Source organism: Acuticoccus sediminis (assembly GCF_003258595.1).
In the GTDB taxonomy this organism is placed as follows: Bacteria; Pseudomonadota; Alphaproteobacteria; order Rhizobiales; family Amorphaceae; genus Acuticoccus; species Acuticoccus sediminis.
In genome coordinates, this window is sequence record NZ_QHHQ01000007.1 from 58358 (window position 1) to 78262 (window position 19905).

19 protein-coding genes are annotated in these 19905 nt (G+C 71.1%); 11 read left to right on the top strand and 8 right to left on the bottom strand.

The window, feature by feature from the left end; translation table 11 throughout:
• Nucleotide 1 precedes the first annotated feature (1 nt).
• Nucleotides 2–442, bottom strand: a complete 441-nt coding sequence (locus tag DLJ53_RS26075; RefSeq protein ID WP_111350921.1) for a L,D-transpeptidase — start codon at nt 440–442, stop codon at nt 2–4.
• A gap of 310 nt (nt 443–752) precedes the next feature.
• Here DLJ53_RS26075 and DLJ53_RS26080 point away from each other — a divergent pair, with 310 nt between their 5' ends.
• The gene (locus DLJ53_RS26080; RefSeq protein WP_111350922.1) at nt 753–1133 is read left to right on the top strand and encodes a YkvA family protein; all 381 of its coding nucleotides are present in this window, start codon (nt 753–755) and stop codon (nt 1131–1133) included.
• A gap of 25 nt (nt 1134–1158) precedes the next feature.
• On the opposite strand, the gene DLJ53_RS26085 is transcribed toward DLJ53_RS26080, so the two are convergent.
• Nucleotides 1159–1752: a TlpA disulfide reductase family protein gene (locus tag DLJ53_RS26085; protein WP_162409561.1), complete on the bottom strand. Its 594-nt coding sequence runs from the start codon at nt 1750–1752 to the stop codon at nt 1159–1161.
• Nucleotides 1753–1853: 101 nt separating this feature from the next.
• Here DLJ53_RS26085 and argH point away from each other — a divergent pair, with 101 nt between their 5' ends.
• The 7 genes from argH to DLJ53_RS26120 all read left to right on the top strand — a co-directional run bounded on the left by argH (nt 1854) and on the right by DLJ53_RS26120 (nt 12310).
• Entirely contained in the window at nt 1854–3266 is a 1413-nt protein-coding gene (gene argH / locus DLJ53_RS26090) for an argininosuccinate lyase (protein ID WP_111350925.1), read from the top strand.
• Nucleotides 3263–3451, top strand: a complete 189-nt coding sequence (locus DLJ53_RS26095; protein ID WP_111350927.1) for a hypothetical protein — start codon at nt 3263–3265, stop codon at nt 3449–3451. The genes argH and DLJ53_RS26095 overlap by 4 nt, the downstream gene beginning before the upstream one ends.
• A complete protein-coding gene (gene lysA, locus DLJ53_RS26100) occupies nt 3451–4764 on the top strand; it encodes a diaminopimelate decarboxylase (protein WP_111350928.1) in 1314 nt (437 codons plus the stop codon). Before DLJ53_RS26095 ends, lysA begins: the two co-directional genes overlap by 1 nt.
• Before the next feature lie 374 nt (nt 4765–5138).
• Nucleotides 5139–7781, top strand: a complete 2643-nt coding sequence (locus DLJ53_RS26105; RefSeq protein WP_162409563.1) for a TIGR02302 family protein — start codon at nt 5139–5141, stop codon at nt 7779–7781.
• A gap of 782 nt (nt 7782–8563) precedes the next feature.
• Complete coding sequence (gene ftsE, locus DLJ53_RS26110) at nt 8564–9223, top strand: cell division ATP-binding protein FtsE (protein ID WP_111350932.1); 660 nt, start codon at nt 8564–8566, stop codon at nt 9221–9223.
• 412 nt (nt 9224–9635) lie between these two features.
• Complete coding sequence (locus tag DLJ53_RS26115) at nt 9636–11516, top strand: hypothetical protein (RefSeq protein WP_111350933.1); 1881 nt, start codon at nt 9636–9638, stop codon at nt 11514–11516.
• Nucleotides 11513–12310 (top strand): lysophospholipid acyltransferase family protein, encoded by a 798-nt coding sequence (locus DLJ53_RS26120; RefSeq protein WP_146620093.1) that lies wholly within the window; start codon nt 11513–11515, stop codon nt 12308–12310. Before DLJ53_RS26115 ends, DLJ53_RS26120 begins: the two co-directional genes overlap by 4 nt.
• 12 nt (nt 12311–12322) lie before the next feature.
• Here DLJ53_RS26120 and DLJ53_RS26125 read toward each other — a convergent pair whose 3' ends face one another.
• On the bottom strand, nt 12323–12850 hold the full coding sequence (locus DLJ53_RS26125) for a gamma-glutamylcyclotransferase (protein ID WP_111350936.1): 528 nt from the start codon (nt 12848–12850) through the stop codon (nt 12323–12325).
• 130 nt (nt 12851–12980) lie between these two features.
• Between DLJ53_RS26125 and DLJ53_RS26130 the strand changes: the two genes are divergently transcribed.
• A complete protein-coding gene (locus tag DLJ53_RS26130; protein WP_111350938.1) occupies nt 12981–13994 on the top strand; it encodes a DUF2125 domain-containing protein in 1014 nt (337 codons plus the stop codon).
• A 60-nt stretch (nt 13995–14054) separates the two neighbouring features.
• Here the strand turns inward: DLJ53_RS26130 and DLJ53_RS26135 are convergent, their stop codons facing one another.
• The 3 genes from DLJ53_RS26135 to DLJ53_RS26145 are packed head-to-tail and all read right to left on the bottom strand — an operon-like array spanning nt 14055 to nt 16880.
• Nucleotides 14055–15116, bottom strand: a complete 1062-nt coding sequence (locus DLJ53_RS26135; RefSeq protein WP_111350940.1) for a prephenate/arogenate dehydrogenase family protein — start codon at nt 15114–15116, stop codon at nt 14055–14057.
• On the bottom strand, nt 15109–16227 hold the full coding sequence (hisC, locus tag DLJ53_RS26140; RefSeq protein WP_111350941.1) for a histidinol-phosphate transaminase: 1119 nt from the start codon (nt 16225–16227) through the stop codon (nt 15109–15111). Before hisC ends, DLJ53_RS26135 begins: the two co-directional genes overlap by 8 nt.
• Nucleotides 16224–16880, bottom strand: coding sequence for a chorismate mutase (locus tag DLJ53_RS26145; RefSeq protein ID WP_111350943.1), 657 nt, complete (start codon nt 16878–16880; stop codon nt 16224–16226). Before DLJ53_RS26145 ends, hisC begins: the two co-directional genes overlap by 4 nt.
• 145 nt (nt 16881–17025) lie before the next feature.
• Here DLJ53_RS26145 and metX point away from each other — a divergent pair, with 145 nt between their 5' ends.
• Nucleotides 17026–18249 (top strand): homoserine O-acetyltransferase MetX, encoded by a 1224-nt coding sequence (gene metX, locus DLJ53_RS26150; RefSeq protein ID WP_111350945.1) that lies wholly within the window; start codon nt 17026–17028, stop codon nt 18247–18249.
• A 5-nt stretch (nt 18250–18254) separates the two neighbouring features.
• A complete protein-coding gene (metW, locus tag DLJ53_RS26155; protein ID WP_111350947.1) occupies nt 18255–18878 on the top strand; it encodes a methionine biosynthesis protein MetW in 624 nt (207 codons plus the stop codon).
• A gap of 134 nt (nt 18879–19012) precedes the next feature.
• Here metW and DLJ53_RS26160 read toward each other — a convergent pair whose 3' ends face one another.
• Nucleotides 19013–19534: a DUF1178 family protein gene (locus tag DLJ53_RS26160; protein ID WP_111350948.1), complete on the bottom strand. Its 522-nt coding sequence runs from the start codon at nt 19532–19534 to the stop codon at nt 19013–19015.
• A gap of 97 nt (nt 19535–19631) precedes the next feature.
• Nucleotides 19632–19898, bottom strand: coding sequence for a glutaredoxin 3 (gene grxC / locus DLJ53_RS26165; RefSeq protein ID WP_111350950.1), 267 nt, complete (start codon nt 19896–19898; stop codon nt 19632–19634).
• Nucleotides 19899–19905 lie beyond the last annotated feature (7 nt).

Below are 19905 nucleotides of genomic sequence, written 5' to 3' on the forward strand. Positions count from 1 at the left end.
GTCAGTAGCGGATGCGGATGCTGGTGTTGCCGCGGCCGTGCTGCTGGACGAGGTCGTAGAACGCGCGGGCCGCGGTCGGGTGCAGGCGGATGCAGCCGTGCGAGGCCGGGCGGCCGAGGTTCTTCACGTACCCCGTGCCGTGGATCGCGTAGCCGCCCCGGAAGAAGACCGAGTTCGGCATCGGCGCGTTGTCGTACTTCTGCGAGTAGTATTTGCGGTACATCCGCGTCGGCCGATAGGTGCCTGTGGGGGTCCTGTAGCCTTTGCGGCCCGACGAGATCTTCCACGTGTAGGCGTGAGTTCGGCCGACGGAGACGTACATGCGCTGCGCGCTGAGATCGACCGTGGCTGTGACGCCCGCCGCCTGGGCCGATGTTGTGGCGGCGATCATGCCGCCGGCGAGAAGGGCGATGGCGCACAGTCTGGAAAACCACTGACGCATGGGACAGCTCCGAAATATCAACAGAATGATTTCTCAAAAGGTCGGTGATGGATTGAGGTGATTCAATCCAAAAGAAGTCGAACACTTACACATTCCCGGCATCTTGTTGCGCCGTTGCATCGCAAGTTTGCTACTGTTAACCATAAATGAGGCGTTGCTTGGGGCTTATTGGGCGCATTCAACTCAAATACACGCTCGCCGCATCACGACCTCGTGATAGCCACCCCGTGGCACGTGTGTGGCGCGCCCGGTTCCGCCGGCGCACGCCGTCGCGCCGGGCGCGGTGCGGGCGGCCCGGCAGGACGGGGCAATGATCGACGCGGCGAAGCGGTGGGCGAGGGGGCTGAAGGCGGAGGTGCGGGCGCTCGCCATCGCGGCGCGGGACCGCCGCACGCCGTGGTACGCGAAGGCGCTCGCGCTCGCGGTGGTCGCCTACGCGGTGAGCCCGATCGATCTGATCCCGGACGCGATCCCGGTGCTCGGTTACCTCGACGACCTCGTCATCGTCCCGCTCGGCATCCTCCTCACCGTCAGGCTCATCCCGGCGCCGCTGATGGCCGAGTTTCGCCGCATGGCGAGCGAGAGCGACGCCCTGCCGTCCGGGCGGTTCGGCGCGGCGCTGGTCGTCGCGGCGTGGCTCGCCGTCTCGGCGGCAGGGGTCTGGTGGCTCGCCGGCGTCTTGCGGGGCTGACCGCGACGCGGCGCCGGCGGGCGCCTCAGAGGGCGGAGACGGCCGCGTCGACCAGCTTCTTCGCGTCCGGGCCGTCCCACGGCGCGGCGCCGGAGAGGACGCCGGCGACGCAGCCGTCGGGGCCCAGCAGCAGCGTCGTCGGCATCCCCTGGGCGAGCCCGGCCGAGCGCAGCGAATTGAACAGCGTCAGGCTCGGCTCGCGGTAGTAGTCGAGCGCCTCGGCTCCGGTCTCGGCGAGGAAGTTCTCCGGGTGGTTCTGGTCGCGGTCGTCGATGGACGTCGCGATCACCACGAAGTCGTCGCTCTCCTTCTCGGCGTTGAGGGCGGCGAGGGACGGCATCTCCGCCCGGCAGGGCGCGCACCACGTGGCCCAGAGGTTGAGAAGGGTGACGCGCCCGTTGAGCGCCTCGATGGTGCGGGCGTCCTCGCCGGTGCCGTCGAAGGGAAGGGCGTTGACGTCGGACGGTGTCACGGGCTGGAATGCGGCCACCTGGCCCCGGGCGAAGGGCTTCACCGCCTCGGCGATGGCGCTCGCCGCCTGGCATTGCGGCCCGCGAACGAGGTCACTAAAGAGGGTCGGACGGGCGGTGTAGATGACCGTACCCGCAAAGATCGCCAACGCGCCGAGCGCGGCCCCGCCATAAGAAAGCCATCGATGCCGCGACACGCCCTTGTCCTTTCGTTTCGGCCCCTGACCGGGCAACCGACCTGGAGGCTCCCATGAACCGCCCCGTGACCCCCCTTGGCAATGCCCTCTGGGGTGGACGCTTCGAGGCGGGACCCGGCGCCATCATGGAAGAGATCAACGCCTCGATCGATGTCGACAAGGCGCTGGCGACCCAGGACATCGCCGGTTCTCTGGCACATGTGGCCATGCTCGCCGAGACCGGCATCGTGTCGCACGAGGACGCTGCGGCGATCACCAAGGGCCTTAATCAGATCGCCGGCGAGATCGCGGCGGGGACGTTCCCGTTCAGCCGCGCCCTCGAAGACATCCACATGAACATCGAGTCACGCCTCAAGGACATCGTCGGCGATGCCGCCGGCCGGCTCCACACGGCCCGCTCGCGCAACGACCAGGTCGCGACCGACTTCAAGCTCTGGGTCCGCGAGGCGCTCGACGCCCTCGACGAGGAGCTCCTCGACCTGCAGCGCGCCTTCGTGGAGCGCGCCGAGGAGTTCGCGGACACCGTGATGCCGGGCTTCACGCACCTTCAGTCCGCCCAGCCGATCACGTTCGGCCACCACATGATGGCCTACGTCGAGATGCTGGCGCGCGACCGCGGCCGGATCGCCGACGCGCGGCGCCGCATGAACACCTCGCCCCTCGGCGCCGCGGCGCTCGCCGGCACCGCCTTCCCGATCGACCGCGAGATGACCGCGAAGGCGCTCGGCTTCGATGGTCCGGCGCGCAACTCCCTCGACGCGGTCTCCGCGCGCGACTTCGCGCTGGAGGCGCTGGCGGCGGCCTCGATCTGCGCGGTGAACCTGTCGCGCTTCGCCGAGGAGATCGTCATCTGGTGCTCGTCGCCGTTCTCCTTCATCCGCCTGTCGGACGCCTACACCACCGGGTCGTCCATCATGCCGCAGAAGAAGAACCCGGACGCGGCCGAACTGGTGCGCGCCAAGGTCGGCCGCATCGTCGGGGCGCTCAACACGCTCCTCATCGTCATGAAGGGCGTGCCGCTCACCTACTCGAAGGACATGCAGGAGGATAAGCCGCCGCTGTTCGACGCGCTGCCGGCTCTCTCCCTCTGCGCCCGTGCCTCCGCCGGCATGGTCCGCGACCTGACGCCGAACACCGAGGCGATGCGCAAGCTCGCCATCAAGGGGCACACCACCGCGACCGACCTCGCCGACTGGCTGGTGCGGGAGGTTGGGCTGCCGTTCCGCGACGCGCACCACATCACCGGCGCCTGCGTCCTCGCCGCCGACAAGGCCGGCAAGGAGCTCTCCGACCTCACCGCCGAGGAACTCGCCTTCGTGGATCCTCGCATCACCCCGGCGGCGCTCGAGGTGCTGTCGGTCGACAAGTCGGTCGCAAGCCGCACCTCGCTCGGCGGTACCGCGCCCTCGCGCGTCCGCGAGGAGGCGGCCCGCTGGCGCGCCGCGCTCTGGGGGGACAACTCGTGAAGCCTGCGCTCCTCATCGCCCTCGCCCTCGCTCTCGCCGTGGCGCTCGGCGCCTGCGGCCGCCGCGCCGCGCCGTCGATCCCCGAGTCGGCCGAGAACCTGCCGCGCGTGGAGCGCTTCCCGCACGATCCGGGCAGCCAGCGGGTGCCCGACCGTAAGTTCATCCTCGATCCGATCCTGCAGTAATGCACCATTTTGCCGACCGTGACGGAACGCTCCACGCCGAAGAGGTGTCGCTGACGGCGATCGCCGAGGCCGTCGGGACGCCGTGCTACGTCTATTCGTCCGCGACGTTCACCCGCCACTACCGCGTGTTCGCCGACGCGCTCGCCAAGGCGGGCGTGCCGACGCTCGTCTGCTTCGCCATGAAGGCGAACTCCAACCAGGCGATCCTGTCGCTGCTGGCGCGCCTCGGCGCGGGGATGGACGTCGTCTCGGGCGGCGAGCTGCAACGGGCCCTGGCAGCGGGCGTCCCGGGCGAGCGCATCGTCTTCTCCGGCGTCGGCAAGACGGACGCCGAGATCGCGGCGGCGCTCGACGCACGCATCATGTGCTTCAACGCCGAGTCCGAGAGCGAGCTCTTCCGCCTCTCCGCGATCGCCACCGAGAAGGGCGTCACCGCCCCGGTGTCGCTGCGCGTCAACCCGGACGTCGACGCCAAGACCCACGCCAAGATCGCGACAGGCGCCTCGGAGACGAAGTTCGGCATCCCCGCCTCGCGCGCCCGCGAGATCTACGCCGAGGCGGCCTCGCTGCCGGGGATCCGGGTGTGCGGCGTCGACATGCACATCGGCTCGCAGATCACCGCGCTGGAGCCGTTCGACGCGGCCTTCACGGTCCTCGGCGACCTCCTCGACACGCTCCGCAGCGACGGCCACCGGATCGAGCACATCGACGTCGGCGGCGGCCTCGGCGTGCCGTACGACCCCGCGGTTCCCGACCCGCCGCTGCCGGTCGACTACGCCGCGCTGGTGGCGCGTCACGCCAACCGCTTCGGCTGCCGCGTCGTCCTGGAGCCGGGCCGCATGATCGCCGCCAACGCCGGCATCCTGCTGACCCGCGTGATCCATACCAAGACCGGCGAGGCGAAGTCCTTCGTGATCGCCGACGCGGCGATGAACGACCTCATCCGCCCGACCCTCTACGACGCGCACCACGAGATCGTCCCGGTCGCGCCGCGCGAAGGCGCGCGCAAGGTCGTCGACGTCGTCGGGCCGGTCTGCGAGACGGGCGACTATCTGGCGCTCGGGCGGGAAATGCCGCCGGTCGAGCGGGGCGACCTCCTCGCCATCATGAGCGCCGGCGCCTACGGGGCGGTTCAGTCGTCCACATATAATACGCGCACGCTGGTGCCGGAGGTGCTCGTCTCCGGCGACCGCTACGCCGTGGTGCGCCAGCCGATGACCCCGGCCGAGCAGATCGCCCGGGACAGCGTGCCGGACTGGATCGGCGAGGCGGCAGCGCTCGCCACCGAAGGACTCGGCACGGGGGACGCCTGACCGCCGCTTGCGGGACGTGGGGCATCACCCAACCGCCTGACCGGCAACGGGCCGCCATCTGCCCGCCGCGCGGTGTACGCGGAGTTGATGCCGCAGCGCGGGGCGGCGGCGTTGCGCCGGCCGGTGCGGCGATGGTATCGCTGATACGGCCGAAGGGGTGGATCCGGTGGTCCGCCGCGACGGTTTCGACGACCGCGCGAAAAGAAACTTGCAGCATTCTGAAAATTGCGCGGGGCTTGTGGCGGGACGTTCCGCCACAGTCTGAAGCACGCTTTCGTGACGTGTTTAACCCCCACATGGCTTGCCGCATGCATTCTCGCAGCTAAGCTCGCCACCGGCTCGCGCCAACCATGCGTATCAAGGGGACGTGCACTATGGCCTCACCGCTGAACACGCGATTGTCGCGCCTGATCCTGTCCGCCAGGGCGGCAATCGCCTGGGAGCGGCTCTGGCCGGCCCTCGCGCCGATGGTCGGCGTGGTCATCCTGTTCGTCGCCTCGGCGTGGATGGGGCTGTGGGTCGGCCTCTCGCCGACGGCGAAGATCATCGCCCTCGCGGTGTTCGCGGTCCTGTTCGTGCTCGCCGGCTGGCGCCTCGTGGCCGTGACCATGCCCGGCCGCAACGAGGCGATGCGGCGCCTGGAAACCGACGCCCACCTCGAGCACCAGCCCCTCAACGCGTACGAGGACGAGCTCGCCCCGGGGGGCGACGCCTTCGCGCAGCGCGTCTGGCAGGCGCACCGCAAGCGGGCCGAGGCGCGCCTCGCCAGCCTCCGCGTTCCCCTCCCGCGCGCCGACCTCGCGCCGCACGACCCCTACGCGGTCCGCGCGGCCGTCGGTATCGTCGCGTTCATCGGCGTCGTCGTGGGGGCGGGCGCGCTCGCCGAGCGGCTCATCACCCCGTTCGACTTCACCGAGCCGGCGGAGGTCGCCACCGGTCCCCAGTTCCGCCTCGACGCGTGGGTGACCCCGCCGTCCTACACCGGCCGCTCGCCGCTGTTCCTGTCGTCGGCCACCCGGGTCGACACGGGCGAGGGCATCCGCGTGCCCATCGGCTCGGTGCTGACCGTCCGCACCCAGGGGATCGAGGGCGCGACGCTCCACGTCTCCGGTTCGAAGGACACCGGCCAGCGCGACATGTCCGCCCTCGAAGGGGCCGACGCCAAGGCCGTCAACGCGATGCAGGGCACCGTCGAGATCGATTCGGCGATGACCGTCGACGTGCGCCAGGACGGCAAGGCGGTGGATTCCTGGCGTTTCACCGCCCAGCCCGACGCCGCGCCCAGCGTCCAGTTCACCGAGGCGCCGACCAATTCCCAGCGCGACACCTTCGAGCTGCGCTACCAGCTCGACGACGACTACGGCATCGCGTCCGCCGAAGCGGCCGTGACCCCGGTCGAGGCACCCGGCAACCGCCGCCCGCTGGTCGAGGATCCGACGTTCCCGCTCACCCTTCCGGGTGGCGCGGGCATGCGCGGCGCCGCCCGCACGGTGCACGACCTGACCGCGCACCCCTACGCCGGCCAGGAGGTCGCGATCACCCTCAAGGCGACCGACGGCCTCGGCCAGTCCGGCGTCAGCGGGCAGGAGATCTTCCGCCTCCCGGCCCGCCCGTTCACCAACCCGGTCGCCCGCGCGGTGATCGAGCAGCGGGCCCTTCTCGCGATGGACGCAAACGCCGCGCCGCGCGTGATCGACGCGATGGACATGATCCTGCTCGACCCCGGCGCGCTGGACAGCGCGGGTCACTTCCTGGCGACGAAGGTCGCCTATGCCGAGCTCGTCAACGCGCGCACCGACGACGAGCTGCGCGAGATGCTCGGCCGCCTGTGGGATCTCGCCATCCTGCTAGAGGATGACGGCCTGTCGGACGCCGAGCGTGCGCTGAAGGCCGCGCAGGAGCGGCTGCGCCGCGCCCTCGAGGACGGTGCCCCCGAGGAGGAGATCGCCCGCCTGACCGAGGAGCTGCGCCAGGCGATGCAGGAGTACATGCGCGCCCTCGCCGAGAACATGGAGAACCAGCCACAGCAGGGTCAGATGGACCCGAACGCGCAGATGATCACCCAGCGCGACCTCGACGACATGCTGAAGCGCATCGAGGAGCTGGCGCGCCAGGGCCGCCACGCCGAGGCCGAGGCGCTCCTCGCCGAGATGCAGCAGATGATGCAGAACATGCAGATGGCGCGCGGCCAGGGGCAGGGTCAGGGACAAGGCCAGGGTCAGCAGGGCCAGATGGGCGAGGAGGGCCAGACCCTCGACGAGCTCGGCCGCATGATCCAGCGCCAGCAGCAGCTGATGGACGAGACCTACGGCATGAACCCGAACCAGGGTCAGGGACAGCCCGGCGGGCAGGGCCAGAACGGGTTCGGCCAGCAGCGCAACCCCTTCGGCCAGCCCGGCAACCCGTTCGGCCAGCCGTTCGGCGGCGACCAGTTCGGCCGTGCCCCGCAGCAGGGGCAGCAGGGCCAGCAGGGCGGTCCCGGCCAGCCCGGCGGCGAGAACCAGGACGGCATGAGCCCGCAGGAGCGCGCCGACGCGATGGAGCGCCTCCAGCGCGAGCAGCAGGCCCTGCAGCAGCAGCTCAGCGAGCTGATGGACCGACTGACCGAGCGCGGCTTCAGCCCCGGCGAGCGGATGGGCGACGCCCAGCGCTCCATGGGTGACGCCGGCAACGCGCTCGGCCAGAACCAGGCCGGCGAGGCGGTGGAGCAGCAGTCCGACGCGCTGCAGGCGCTGCGCGAGGGCGCCCAGGACATGGCCCGCCAGCTCGCCGAGGCGCAGCAGCAGCAGGGCGGCCAGGATGGCGACCAGATGGGCCAGGGCCAGCCCGGCCCGGGCCGCGACCCGCTCGGCCGCTCCCGCCGCGAGGGCACCTACGCCGACACCAGCCGCGTCGGCGTCCCGGAGGAGATCGAGATGCAGGCCGCCCGCCGCATCCTGCAGCAGCTCCGCGAGCGCCTCGGCGACATGTCCCTCCCGCGCCTCGAGCGGGACTACCTGGAGCGCCTGCTCCCCTGACCCGGCACGCCGGCCGCGAGCCTCCCGGCAGGCTCGCTCCCACGCCGCCGGCGTCCCGGGCGACACCGGCTTGGGCCCGTCGCGGTCCGTGAATGGCGACGGCGTACGAGCCGGGCCGGGCGAAAGGCTCCGCCCGGGCGAGACGCCCCTGTGCGGGCAAAGCCCCCTGCGCGTGCTAGCGCCGTCCCGGGCGCCCGCCACCGGTTTCAGCAGGCTGCTATCGCAGGCCAGCCGCTAGAGCATTGACCCGTCCCGGGCGGCCGGAGCGGCTCGCCTTGGCGGTACGCGGCAGGCGACAGCGTCTCGCGGCAACCCGCCGGGGGCGGCGGCGATCCTGGTCCGACGACCCGACCTGCACCACCTGCATGATGCTCCCGGCCACGCGGCCGCCCTTGCCTCCGACGGCGCGCCGGCAGGCGAGGGTGACCTCAGGGCGGCACCCCGCTGCCGGGCGCGTGGCGCGGGCCGGCAGGTCGAAGCCCGGATACCGCAAGGTCTTGGCGCCGGATGGCCGCGGGCGCGGCCGCCCGGGCTCGAGCCGCGAGTTCCGGCCGGGGCGGCGCGCGACCGCGCCCGCCACAGGGCGCGGTGACGTAACCCCTTGCTTCCGGGGGCCGTGGACCGATATCGCGACTGTGGACGAGACGAGCGAACCGCGCGGCCGCCGTCCGCCTGTGGTAACCTTGCGATGGCGACGGGACCTTTCGCCCGCTCGGCTCTCGCACCAGCGCGACCACGGGCCCATAACATGCGCAGTGGAGCCGGCGAGCCCGGGGAGGCTCATGATCACGCTGGAAAATGTCGGTCTGCGCTACGGGAACGGTCCGGAAATCCTGCGCGATCTGTCGTTCCAGATCCCCCCGAGGTCCTTCCAGTTCCTCACCGGCCCCTCCGGCGCGGGCAAGACCACCCTCATGCGCCTCCTGTCCCTGTCGCTGACACCGTCGCGCGGCTTCATGAGCCTCTTCGGCTCGGACGTGTCGACGCTGGCGCACAAGGACATCCCCGCGATGCGCCGGCGCATCGGCGTCGTGTTCCAGGACTTCCGCCTGCTCGACCACCTCTCGACGTACGACAACGTCGCGCTCCCGCTGCGCATCCAGGGCCGCGACCCGGCGAGCTACCGCAACGATGTCGGGGAGCTCCTGAAGTGGGTCGGCCTCGCCGACCGCAAGCATGCCTTTCCGCCGGTCCTCTCGGGCGGCGAGAAGCAGCGCGTCGCCATCGCGAGGGCGCTGATCACCCAGCCGGACGTGCTGCTGGCGGACGAGCCGACCGGCAACGTCGACCCGCCCATGGCCCAGCGCCTCCTGCGCCTCTTCCTCGAGCTCAACCGGCTCGGCACCTCGGTCATCATCGCGACGCACGACATCAACCTGATGGACCAGATCGACGCGCGCCGCCTCATCCTGTTCGACGGCCACCTCGAGACCTCGCCATGAGGGACGCGACGGTGGCGACGACCCGGCGCGTCCGTCCCGGACGGTGCGGCTGATGGAGGGCGGAGAGTTCGACCGCCGGCGCACGGGATCCGGGCGGCCCCCGTCCGACCGCGACCGCGGGGGGGACAGCCGCGCGCCCGTGCCACGCGCGCCGGCGCAGCGCGATCCCGAGCCGCGGGCGACGGCGCCTCGGGGCGGCGATCCGCGGGCGGCTGCGCCACGCGGTCCGGACCCGCGTGGCGCAGCAGCGCGCGGACCCGAGGCGCCCGTCTCCCGCAAGGAGCGTCCCGACGGGGGCGCCGGCGCACGTCCGCCCGCTTCGCGTGGATCCGATTCCCGGGCGTCTGTCGGGCGGCCGGATCGCGGCGAGGTCCCGGCCGACCCCCGCACGCGCCGTCCCGAAGCGCCGCGCGTGGGCGGCCAGCCGCGCACCGAGGAGCGGCCGCAGCGCGTCAGCCCGCAGCGGATCGGCGAGGAGCCGGACCGCTCCGCCGGACCGCGCGCGTCCGACCCGCTCCGCTGGAACCGGGCGACGCCGTCAGGGCCGAAGCCGGTCCCCGTGGTGGCCCGCCCGCCGAACGGCGCCGAGGCGCCGGCGCGGCCGCGGCGCCTCGGCGCCGGTGAGCGTCCCGAGGCGGACGCGCCTGCCGGACGGGACGCACCGCAGCGCCGCGACGCCCGGCAGCCGGCCGACCCGCCGCGCCAGTCCCGCCCCGAGGGCCGCCGGCCATCGGCGGACCGGGAGGACGCGCGCCAGCCCGTCCGCACCCGCCGCACCGCGCTCCCCAACGACGACTACGAAGAGTTCGACGAGCCCGACGAGGGGTTCGATGACCGTTCCGCCGGACCGCCCCCGCGGACGTCGTCGCGCCGCCCGCCCGAGCCCATCGCCCGCGACCGGCCGCCGGTCGGCGAGGACCGCCAGCAGACGACGGGCCGCGACCGCGAGGCCCCGGCGCCGCCGCAGACGCGTCACGCGGAGCCGGCATCGCGGGCGCCGTCGCGCGTGCCCGACGCGCGTTCGCGTCCGCGGGGCGCAGACACGGACCGGCGCTCGCGCGCCTCCGAGCCCGAACCCGAAGCGCGGTCGCCGTCGCGCCGCGAGGAGCCCGCGCGCCAGTCCCGGATGCGCGATGCCGAGCCCGACCGGCGCGGGCTGCGGCGCGGGGACGACACCGACCGGCGCGCGGCCCGCGACGCTGACGACGACGACCGTCGCCTGCCGCCGGCCGAGGCCGAGGCCGAGCCGCCGGTCCGCTCCCGCCGCGAGCCCGACGACGACGCGCCTGACTCGGCGGAGGACTCCCCGGCCTACGTCCCGTCCGACCGGGGCTCCGGCCGCAAGAACCGGCGCGAGGCGCCGACGCCGAAGCCCATAGACGTGATGGACGACGAGGAGGACCGGCCGACCGAGGAGGGGCCGATCGTCTCGCCGCGCAGCATCGCGGGCCGGGGGCTGACGGTCGTCATCGCCATCATGACCTTCCTGTGCGCGCTGCTGGTAGGAGGCGCGGTGCTCATCGACCGCGCCGCCGGTGCCTGGAGCGCCAACGTGCTCGACGAGATCACCGTCACGGTGCTGCCCCTCGACGACAACCCGCTCGACGCCCGGCTCGACCAGGTCGCATCCATTCTCGCCGGCGCGCGCGGGCTGAGCGACGTCGTCGTCGTCCCGCTGTCGGACTCCGAGGCGCTGCTGGAGCCGTGGCTCGGCGACGACATCGATCTCTCGCCGCTTCCCATCCCGCGCCTCGTCACCGCGCGGCGCACCGGCGAGATCGACGCGGCGCTGTCGCAGTCGATCTCGCAGATCCCCGGCGCCTCCCTCGACGACCACACCGAGTGGAGCGAGCGGCTGTCGCGCATGGCCTCGGCGGCGGCCGGCGGTGCGATCGGCGCTCTCGCCCTGATGCTGATCGCGACCTGCATTTCGATCGTCTTCGCCACCCGCTCGGCGATCGCGACCAATGCCGCCACGGTGGAGGTGCTCAACGCGCTCGGCGCGGAGGACCGCTTCATCGTCCGTGCCTTCCGCCGCCGCTTCGTGGGCATCGGGGTGCGGGGCGCGGGGCTCGGCATCGCCGTGGCGCTGGTGCTCTTCGGGCTCCTCGACCTGTGGTCGCTGATCAGCAGCGGCGCACGCTCGGCGCAGTCGCGCGCCCTCCTCGGCGACCCCAGCATCGGCCTCTTCGGCTACGCCGCGCTCGCCGTGGTCGCGGCGGGCGTCGTCATCCTCGTCGCTGTGACGTCGGCCGCCTCGGTGCGGCGCCATCTGGAAAGCATGTACCATTGAGTGACACGAAGGCCCCTTCCTCCGCCGCCACCATGCCGGGCCGCACCGGCTTCGGCCGCGCCGTCGCGCTCGTGCGCACCGCCATCTACTCCGTCGTCGCGACGCTGGTCTTCATCGGGCTGAGCATCGTCTGCTCGCCGGCGCTGCTCTTCCCGCCGAAGCCGACGCGATGGCTGCTGCGCTTCTGGACGTCGACGGACCTGTGGATCCTGCGCCTCGTCGTCGGCCAGAAGATCCGCATCCTCAATCCGGAGAACATTCCGGAGGGGCCGGCGCTGGTCGGCTCCAAGCACCAGTCGGCGTTCGAGACGTTGGCGCTGGTGCCGATGCTGCCCAAGGGCGCGATCATCCTGAAGAAGGAGCTCCTCAAGATCCCGCTCTACGGCTGGTACGCGGCGCATTACGGGATGATCCCGGTGGACCGGTCCGCCGGCGCCGCCGCGCTCAAGCAGCTCGCGATCGACGCGCAGAAGGCGCTCGACGACGGCATGCAGATCGTCATCTTCCCGGAGGGCACGCGCCAGCCCCTGCACGCCCCGCCGGACTACAAGCCGGGCGCGATCTTCCTCTACGACAAGCTGAAGGTGCCGATGGTGCCGGTCGCGCTGAACTCCGGCGTCTTCTGGCCGCGCGGCGGCTACGCGAAGTACCCCGGCACGATCACCGTTTCCTTTCTGCCGGCGATCCCGCCGGGCCTGCCACGCGCCGAGGCGAAGGAACGGCTGGTCGCGGCCATCGAGCAGGAGACCGAGCGCCTCGTGCGCGAGGCCGAGGCCGAGGCGGGGAAGGGCTAGCGCGCACCCGGCTCAGGCGGCGTCGCGCTGGCGCAGCCGCTCGGCGAGGGTGTGGAGGCGCGGGTCGGCGATCCCGGCTTCGGTCAGCAGGTCCGCGGTGGAGAGTACGTACTCGTCGTTCGGGCCGGACTGGCCGACCGCGCCGTGCACCTGCGCGTACGTCTCGTCGAGCGAGAGGCGGCCGGCATACTGCGGGTGCTTCCGGTCCACCACGTAGGTGAGGGCGCTAACCGTCGACCCGTCGTCGATCTGCGCGGTCACGTTCACCTCGAGGTAGACCATCGTGACCTGCTCGCGGGCGCGCAGGTAGGCGACCACCTCGTCCCGCCGCTCGTCGGCGACGCGGTACACGATGCCGCGGCAGGCGCCGCCCCGGTCGAGCCCCATGACGAGGCCTGGACGCTCCTGCGTGCCGCGGTGGACCCAGGAATATACGCACAGCCTGCGGTGTCGGCCCCGGACGGTGGCGAACGCCTTGTCTTCGAACTCAAACCCCGGCCGCCACATCAGCGAGCCGTACCCGAAGACAAACAGTGACATCAGTTCGCACCCCCCGGACCCGCGCTCAAACGCCCCGCCCATATCGCGTTGAACGGTGGTAGTGTCCACAAGTTCACTTGTCGATGAATCCGCGGTGGCCGTGCCGGGCACGGTCGGATAAGGGAGGATTATGGCCGCTCGATCCGGGACCCGTCGCTTCAAGCTCCTCCTTGTCGGAGTGCTTTTTGCAATCGTAGCGTGGTCCGTCATCTGGTTCGTTGCGGCGACGATCGTAGACCGGCAGATCGCCCGAGCCGAACGGATGGCGCTCGACCGCGACGCGATCCTCATCTGCGCCGAGCGCCGGGTCACGGGCTATCCGTTCCGCGTCATCGTCCAGTGCGGCGACGGCACCAAGATCGGCGCCAACGGCCGCAAGCTGGCGCTCGGCGGGATCCGCGTGGCCGCCCAGGTCTACAACCCGGCCCACCTCATCGCCGAGGTGGACTCGCCCGCCCGCATGCACTTCGCCAACGGCGCCGAGATCGACTCGACGTTCGACCTCGCCCACGCCAGCGCGCAGATCGACCTGTCCAACGGGTCCTTCAAGCAGCTCATCACCGAGATCGTCGACGTCGTCATCGACCTCGGTCCGACCGAGGTCGCGGCCGCCGAACTCGACATGAGCGTCCGCCGCAATCCCGAAGTGCCGGAGGATCTCGACTTCGCGATGAAGATGCGCGGCGCGGTTCCGAGCGAAGGGCTCGAGCCGTCGGACATCTCCGTGCGCGGGCGGATCAGCGGCGGGGCGGTGCTCCTGAAGGGCCGGCCGGAGCAGCTCATCAGAACGCTCGCGCGGCAGGGGCTCCCGTTCGTGATCGAGGCGGCGTCGGTGGAGTGCGGCGACATGATGGTCGGCCTCTCCGGCACGCTGGAGCTGCGGCCGGACGGACTGGTCGACGGCCAGCTCGACGTCGCGGTCGCGGGCTACGAGATGGGCCTGCCCTATGTGAACCTCATCAACCCGAAGACCGAGACGGTGCTGTCGGGGCTGCTCACCAATTTCTTCGCCAATGCGCCGACGACGATGGTGAGCGGCCGCGAGGCCCGGATGATGTCGATCACGATCGAGGACAGCCGGATCAAGCCCGGCGGGTGGCTTCCGGTGGCGACGCTGCCGCCCCTGCCGCTGCGGTTCCGCTGAGCGGCGCCGCGCCTCGCGCGGGCTGAACCGCGAGGCGTGACGAACGCGGCCCGGTCGGCCTCAGAAGGCCTCTTCGTCGTAGTCGTCGTCCGGCACGTCGACCGGGTGGTCGTGGTGAGCCTCGTGCGGCGTGTCGTGCGGCTGGTCCTGATCGACGTCGCGCCCCGGATTCCTCGGGTCGAAACGGGGGCGGCCGAAGTCGGGCGCGGCGGTCTCCTGACCGGCCTCGATGATCGACAGGCGGATGTTGCGGGTGCGCTGGAAGGTGTCGAAGAGCTGCTCGCCGTCGCCCCAGCGGATCGCCCGCTGCAGCATGGCGAGGTCTTCCATGAACCGCCCAAGCGTCTCGATCACCGCCGTCTTGTTGTTGAGGAAGACATCGCGCCACATCGTCGGATCGGACGCGGCGATGCGGGTGAAGTCACGGAAGCCGCCGGCGGAGAACTTGATCACGTCCTGCTCCGTGACCGTCTCCATGTCGTACGCAGTGCGAACGATGTTGTAGGCGATGAGGTGCGGCAGGTGCGAGGTGATGGACAGCACCAGGTCGTGGTGCTCGATGTCCATGATCTCGACGTTCGCTCCCATGGCGCGCCACATCGCGGCGACGACGTCGGTCGCGGCGGGATCGGTGTGCTCGGTCGGGGTCAGGATGCACCAGCGGTGCCGGAACAGCGTCGCCCAGCCGGCGCGCGGACCGGACTGCTCCGAGCCGGCGATCGGGTGGCCCGGCACGAAGCGCGACTTGTCCGGGATCGCCGCCGAGACGGCGCGCGCCACCGAGCCCTTCACGGAGCCGGTGTCGGTGACGATGGCGGTCTTGGAGAGGGCCGGGGCAATGGCCCGCGCCGTCGCGCCCATGGCGCCGACCGGCACGCACAGGAAGACCATGTCCGCGCCCGACACCGCCTTCGCGGCGCTGGTGTGGTAGCTGGTGCCGAGGCCGAGCTCGGTCGCCTCGCGCAGCGCCTCGCCGTTGCGGTCGGCGATGGAGATCGGCCCCTCGAACCCGTTGACGCGCAGCGCGAGCGCGACCGACGAGCCGATCAGGCCGATGCCGATGATCGCAACGTGATGGAAGAAGAATCCGGTTTCCTCGTCCGGCGAGTCGCTGTCAGGCACCGGCCAGCCCTTCCCGGTATTCCGCCAGGGCGGCGATGACGGCCTCGTTCGCCTCCTCGTCGCCGATGGTCATGCGCAGCATCTGCGGCAGGCCGTAACCCGCGACGCGGCGCAGGACGCAGCCGCGGGCGCCAAGGAAGTCGTCCGCCTCGCCGGCGTCCCCGCCGGGCACGGTCGAGAAGTCGATCAGGACGAAGTTGCCGACCGAATCCGGCACGCCGAAGCCGAGCTCGCGCACGCGCCGCGTCACTTCCGGCAGCCAGTAGTTGTTGTGCTCGACGGCGCGCTCCATGTGGGCGCGGTCGGCCAGCGCGGCGACGCCCGCGGCGATCGCCGGCGCGTTGACGTTGAAGGGCCCGCGCACGCGATGCAGCGCGTCGATCACGTTGGCCGGCGCATACGCCCAGCCGAGGCGCAGCCCCGCCAGCGCGTGGATCTTGGAGAAAGTGCGCGTCATGATCGTGTCTTCGCGCGTCGCGACGAGCTCGATGCCGGACTCGTAGTCGTTCTTGCGCACGTACTCGGCGTAGGCCGCGTCGATCACCAGGAGGACGTTGCCCGGCAGCCCCTCGCGCAGGCGCTTCACCTCGGAGGCCGGGGTGTAGGAGCCGGTCGGGTTGTTCGGGTTGGCGAGGAAGACGACCTTGGTCCGCTCCGTCACCGCCTCGAGGATCCTGTCGACGTCGACCTGCATGTCCGGCTCGTCGACGACGACGGGGGTGCCGCCGGCCGCGAGCGTCACGATGCGGTACATGAGGAAGGCGTGCTCGGTGAAGATCGCCTCGTCACCCTCTTCCAGGTAGGCGTGCGCGATCATCGACAGGATCTCGTCCGAGCCGTTGCCGCAGATGATCCGGTCGGGCTTCAGGCCGTAGGTCGAGGCGACCGCGTCGCGCAGCGCGGTGGCGCCGCCGTCGGGGTATTTCTCCAGCGAGCTGGCGGCGTCGATGAACGCCTGGCGCGCCGCAGGGCTCGGGCCGAGCGGGTTCTCGTTGGAGGAGAGCTTGTACTCCTTGCGGTTCGCCCCCGCGGTCGAGCGGCCGGGGACATAGGGGGCGATGCGCATGATGGATTCGCGGGCGACGGGACGCATCGTAAGCGGAGCACTCATTGGGCCACCGGGATCGTGAAGGGGGAGGGGGCAAACCGGCCGAGGATGTCGTCCTCGTCGGACAGGTCGGCGACGTCGCATTCGTGAAGGCGGTCGTTCCGCACGGCGAGGGCCCTGGGGCCGTTGCTGGTGCCGACGCCGGAGCCGCCGAGGAGGGTGATGCGCGTGCCGTCCGTCAGTTCGAAACGGGCAAAGGCGTGGGCGGAGACGGGTTCGTCCCACCATCGTTCCGCGTCCGAAAGCACCGCGACGTCGCCGGACCCGTCGGCCAGCGCGCCGAGCGCTTCGGACGCGGTGGGCCATCGGACGATGGTGACGGGGCCGTAGAGGTAGCGCGCCGCCTCCAGCGTGCCGCTGACGTGGATCGTGTAGGGGCGCTGCACCGCGCAGGCGCCGCCGATCAGGACGCGCCAGATGTGGACCAGCGTGTCCCGGGGCATCGCCCCCTCGTGCAGCCGCAGCCGGTTGGCGACGACCTCGACCTCGCGGTCCGGCCGGATGATGGGTTCGTCCGGCCCCTTGGTCATGCCGATGGTCTCGGCGATCGCGAACCGCTCGCGCAGCAGGCGGTGGAGATCGCGATCGACGACGTCCAGCCGCTCGCGTAGGGCGAACAGATCGTCAGGCGAGGGGGACGGGACCGGCGACACCATGGGGGCTTCACAAAGTTGACAGAACGGGCTGGATAGACCGACAGGGCGATTGACGCAAAGAAAACGTTGACCGTAACAGCGCCCGGCGCCTAGCGTTGCGCACCTTACCGATGCGCCGATCGAAGCGCAGTGAGGACCTTATACTATGCCTTCCGATTTCGTGGCCGACGACGGCGCGGACGCCGGCGACGCCATCGATATCCGTGAGCAGCGCCGCAGAGCCGAGGTCGACGAACCCTCCAGCCCCGTCGCCCGGTTCGACGAGCCGCTGCCGCTGGATGCCGGCGTGTCGCTGAGCCCGTGGCAAATTGCATATCAGACATACGGTGAGCTCAATGCTGACCGTACGAACGCCGTTCTGATCTGTCATGCCCTGACGGGCGACCAGCACGCCGCCAACCGCCATCCGGTCACCGGGCGGCCCGGCTGGTGGGACGCGATGGTCGGCCCCGGCCGACCGGTCGACACGGACCGCTTCTTCGTCATCTGCGCCAACGTGATCGGCGGCTGCTCCGGCAGCACCGGCCCCGCCTCGGTCATGCCGGGCGCGACGCGTCCCTACGCGCTCGACATGCCGGTGCTGACGATCAGCGACATGGTCCGGGCGCAGGCCCGCCTCGTCGAGGAGCTGGGCATCGAGACGCTGTTCGCCGTCGTCGGCGGCTCCATGGGCGGCATGCAGGTGCTGGAATGGGGCGTCAGCTATCCGGAGCGCGTCTTCGCGGCCGTGCCGATCGCGACCGGCGTGCGCCACTCGCCGCAGAACATCGCGTTCAACGAGGTGGGCCGACAGGCGATCATGGCCGACCCGGACTGGTACGGCGGCAACTACATCCAGAACGGGGTGAAGCCCAGCAAGGGGCTCAGCGTCGCGCGGATGGCCGCGCACATCACCTACGTCTCGGAGGCCGCGCTGCACCGCAAGTTCGGGCGCGAGCTTCAGGACCGCGAGTTCCTGTCCTACGGGTTCGACGCGGACTTTCAGATCGAGTCCTACCTGCGCCACCAGGGGTCGACCTTCGTCGACCGCTTCGACGCCAACTCCTACCTCTACCTGACCCGCGCGATGGACTATTTCGATCTCGCCGCCGACCATGACGGCGTCCTGCCCAACGCCTTCCGCAGTTCGCCGTGCCGCTGGTGCGTCGTCTCGTTCACGTCCGACTGGCTGTTCCCGACCTCGGAGAGCCACCGGATCGTCCACGCGCTGAACGCGGCGGGCGCCGAGGTTTCGTTCGTCGAGATCGAGACCGACCGCGGGCACGACGCCTTCCTGCTGATGGAGCCGGAGTTCCACCGCGTCGTGCGCGGCTTCCTGACCGGCGCCGCGCGGGCTCGCGGCATCGCCGTCCCGGCGCCTTCGGCGTGAACCCCATGAGCGATGTCATTCCCGCTGCGGAGCAGCGCGTCGATTTCCGGATCATCCGTGATCTGGTGGAGCCCGGTACCCGCATCCTGGACGTCGGTTGCGGCGACGGCACGCTGATGGCCCTGCTGCGCCGGTCGCTCGAGGTGCGCGCCTCCGGGATCGAGCTGTCCCAGAAGGGGGTGAACGACGCGGTCGCCAAGGGCCTGTCGGTGATCCAGGGCAACGCCGACGTCGACCTCGACGGCTATCCGGACAAGTCGTTCGACTACGTGATCCTGTCCCAGACCCTTCAGGCGACGCGCAACCCGCGGCACGTGCTGGAGAACATGCTGCGCATCGGCGAGCGGGGCATCGTCTCGTTCCCCAATTTCGCCTACTGGAAGATGCGCCTGCAGCTCCTGACCCTCGGCCGGATGCCGCGCACCGAGCTCCTGCCGGAGCCATGGTGGCGCACCAACAACATCCACTTCTGCACCATCCGCGACTTCGTCGAGCTGTGCGACGATATGGGAGTGACGGTGGAGCACTCCATCGCCCTCAACGCGTGGGGTCGGCGCATCCCGTTCAACGCGCCGTGGTGGTTCTGGAACATGTTCGGCGAACAGGCGGTGTTCCTGCTCCGCCGCTGACCCCTCGGCCGCCGGCAGAAGCGCGCACGGCCCTGCCGCCGGAGTCCTCCGCACGTGATCCTCGACCGGGGCGGAGGCCGGAAGGCACCCCGATGGCGCCGCCGCACGAGCGTGCGGCGCGCCGGCCGGACGGTTCAGTTCTGCTCGTCGGGGAGGGCGGGGATGGGGAGGATGTCGATCCCCTCCTCGAGCAGCGCGCGCGCCTCCTCGAGGTCGGCCTGGCCGTAGATGCCGCGAGCTTCGGCCTCGCCGTAGTGGATGCGGCGCGCCTCTTCCGGGAAGTTGGTGCCGACGTCGACGCCGTACTCCTTCACCGCCGCATGCATCGCCTTGATGAGCGCGCGCAGCTTCTGGCCGCGCTCGTCCATCAGCGCCATCTCGCCCGGCTGCGCCGCCGGTGCGGGCGGCGGGCCGCCGGCCGCGGGGGCCGAGGTATCCTCGCGCTCCTGCGCCTCGCCCGTGGCCGCGGGGGCGGCGCCCCGGGTGTCGCGCCCGGCGACGACGGCGGGCGCCATCAGGGCGCGCTGCACCTTCGCCGAGTCGCACTGGGGGCAGGTCAGGAGGCCACGCTCATTCTGCGTGTCGAACGCCGCCGAGGAGGCGAACCAGCCGTCGAACTGGTGCCCCTTGTCGCAGCGGAGTGTGTAATGGATCACTGTGCGCAGCCAATCCTGATGCAAGCGGCGTGAACGGGACGCCGGCCCGCCGGACCCGCAGTCGCCGCGTCGGCGCCTGCCGGGCTCAGCCGGATGATCACTGGGCGACTTCCCCGGTCAGCAGCGCATCGAGCCTGCCGGACCGCTCGGCGGCGTAGAGGTCGTCGCAGCCGCCGATGTGGACGTCGCCGATGAAGACCTGCGGGAAGGTGCGCTGCCCGCTCCGCTTGACCATGCGCTCGCGGGCGCCGGGGTCGACGGACGCGTTGTATTCGGTGAACGTCACGCCCTTCTGCTCCAGAAGTCGCTTCGCCCGGGTACAGAACCCGCAAAGATCGCGGGTGTAAACTTCCACTTTGACCATCACTCGA

Bases quoted from the DNA above. Each gene is read 5' to 3' on its own strand.
- metW (WP_111350947.1), top strand. From the start codon at position 18,255: ATGAGCGATGTCATTCCCGCTGCGGAGCAGCGCGTCGATTTCCGGATC.
- DLJ53_RS26105 (WP_162409563.1), top strand. From the start codon at position 5,139: ATGGCCTCACCGCTGAACACGCGATTGTCGCGCCTGATCCTGTCCGCC.
- DLJ53_RS26080 (WP_111350922.1), top strand. From the start codon at position 753: ATGATCGACGCGGCGAAGCGGTGGGCGAGGGGGCTGAAGGCGGAGGTG.
- DLJ53_RS26145 (WP_111350943.1), bottom strand. From the start codon at position 16,880: ATGGTGTCGCCGGTCCCGTCCCCCTCGCCTGACGATCTGTTCGCCCTA.
- grxC (WP_111350950.1), bottom strand. From the start codon at position 19,898: ATGGTCAAAGTGGAAGTTTACACCCGCGATCTTTGCGGGTTCTGTACC.
- hisC (WP_111350941.1), bottom strand. From the start codon at position 16,227: ATGAGTGCTCCGCTTACGATGCGTCCCGTCGCCCGCGAATCCATCATG.
- DLJ53_RS26130 (WP_111350938.1), top strand. From the start codon at position 12,981: ATGGCCGCTCGATCCGGGACCCGTCGCTTCAAGCTCCTCCTTGTCGGA.
- lysA (WP_111350928.1), top strand. From the start codon at position 3,451: ATGCACCATTTTGCCGACCGTGACGGAACGCTCCACGCCGAAGAGGTG.
- argH (WP_111350925.1), top strand. From the start codon at position 1,854: ATGAACCGCCCCGTGACCCCCCTTGGCAATGCCCTCTGGGGTGGACGC.
- ftsE (WP_111350932.1), top strand. From the start codon at position 8,564: ATGATCACGCTGGAAAATGTCGGTCTGCGCTACGGGAACGGTCCGGAA.
- DLJ53_RS26075 (WP_111350921.1), bottom strand. From the start codon at position 442: ATGCGTCAGTGGTTTTCCAGACTGTGCGCCATCGCCCTTCTCGCCGGC.
- DLJ53_RS26125 (WP_111350936.1), bottom strand. From the start codon at position 12,850: ATGTCACTGTTTGTCTTCGGGTACGGCTCGCTGATGTGGCGGCCGGGG.
- metX (WP_111350945.1), top strand. From the start codon at position 17,026: ATGCCTTCCGATTTCGTGGCCGACGACGGCGCGGACGCCGGCGACGCC.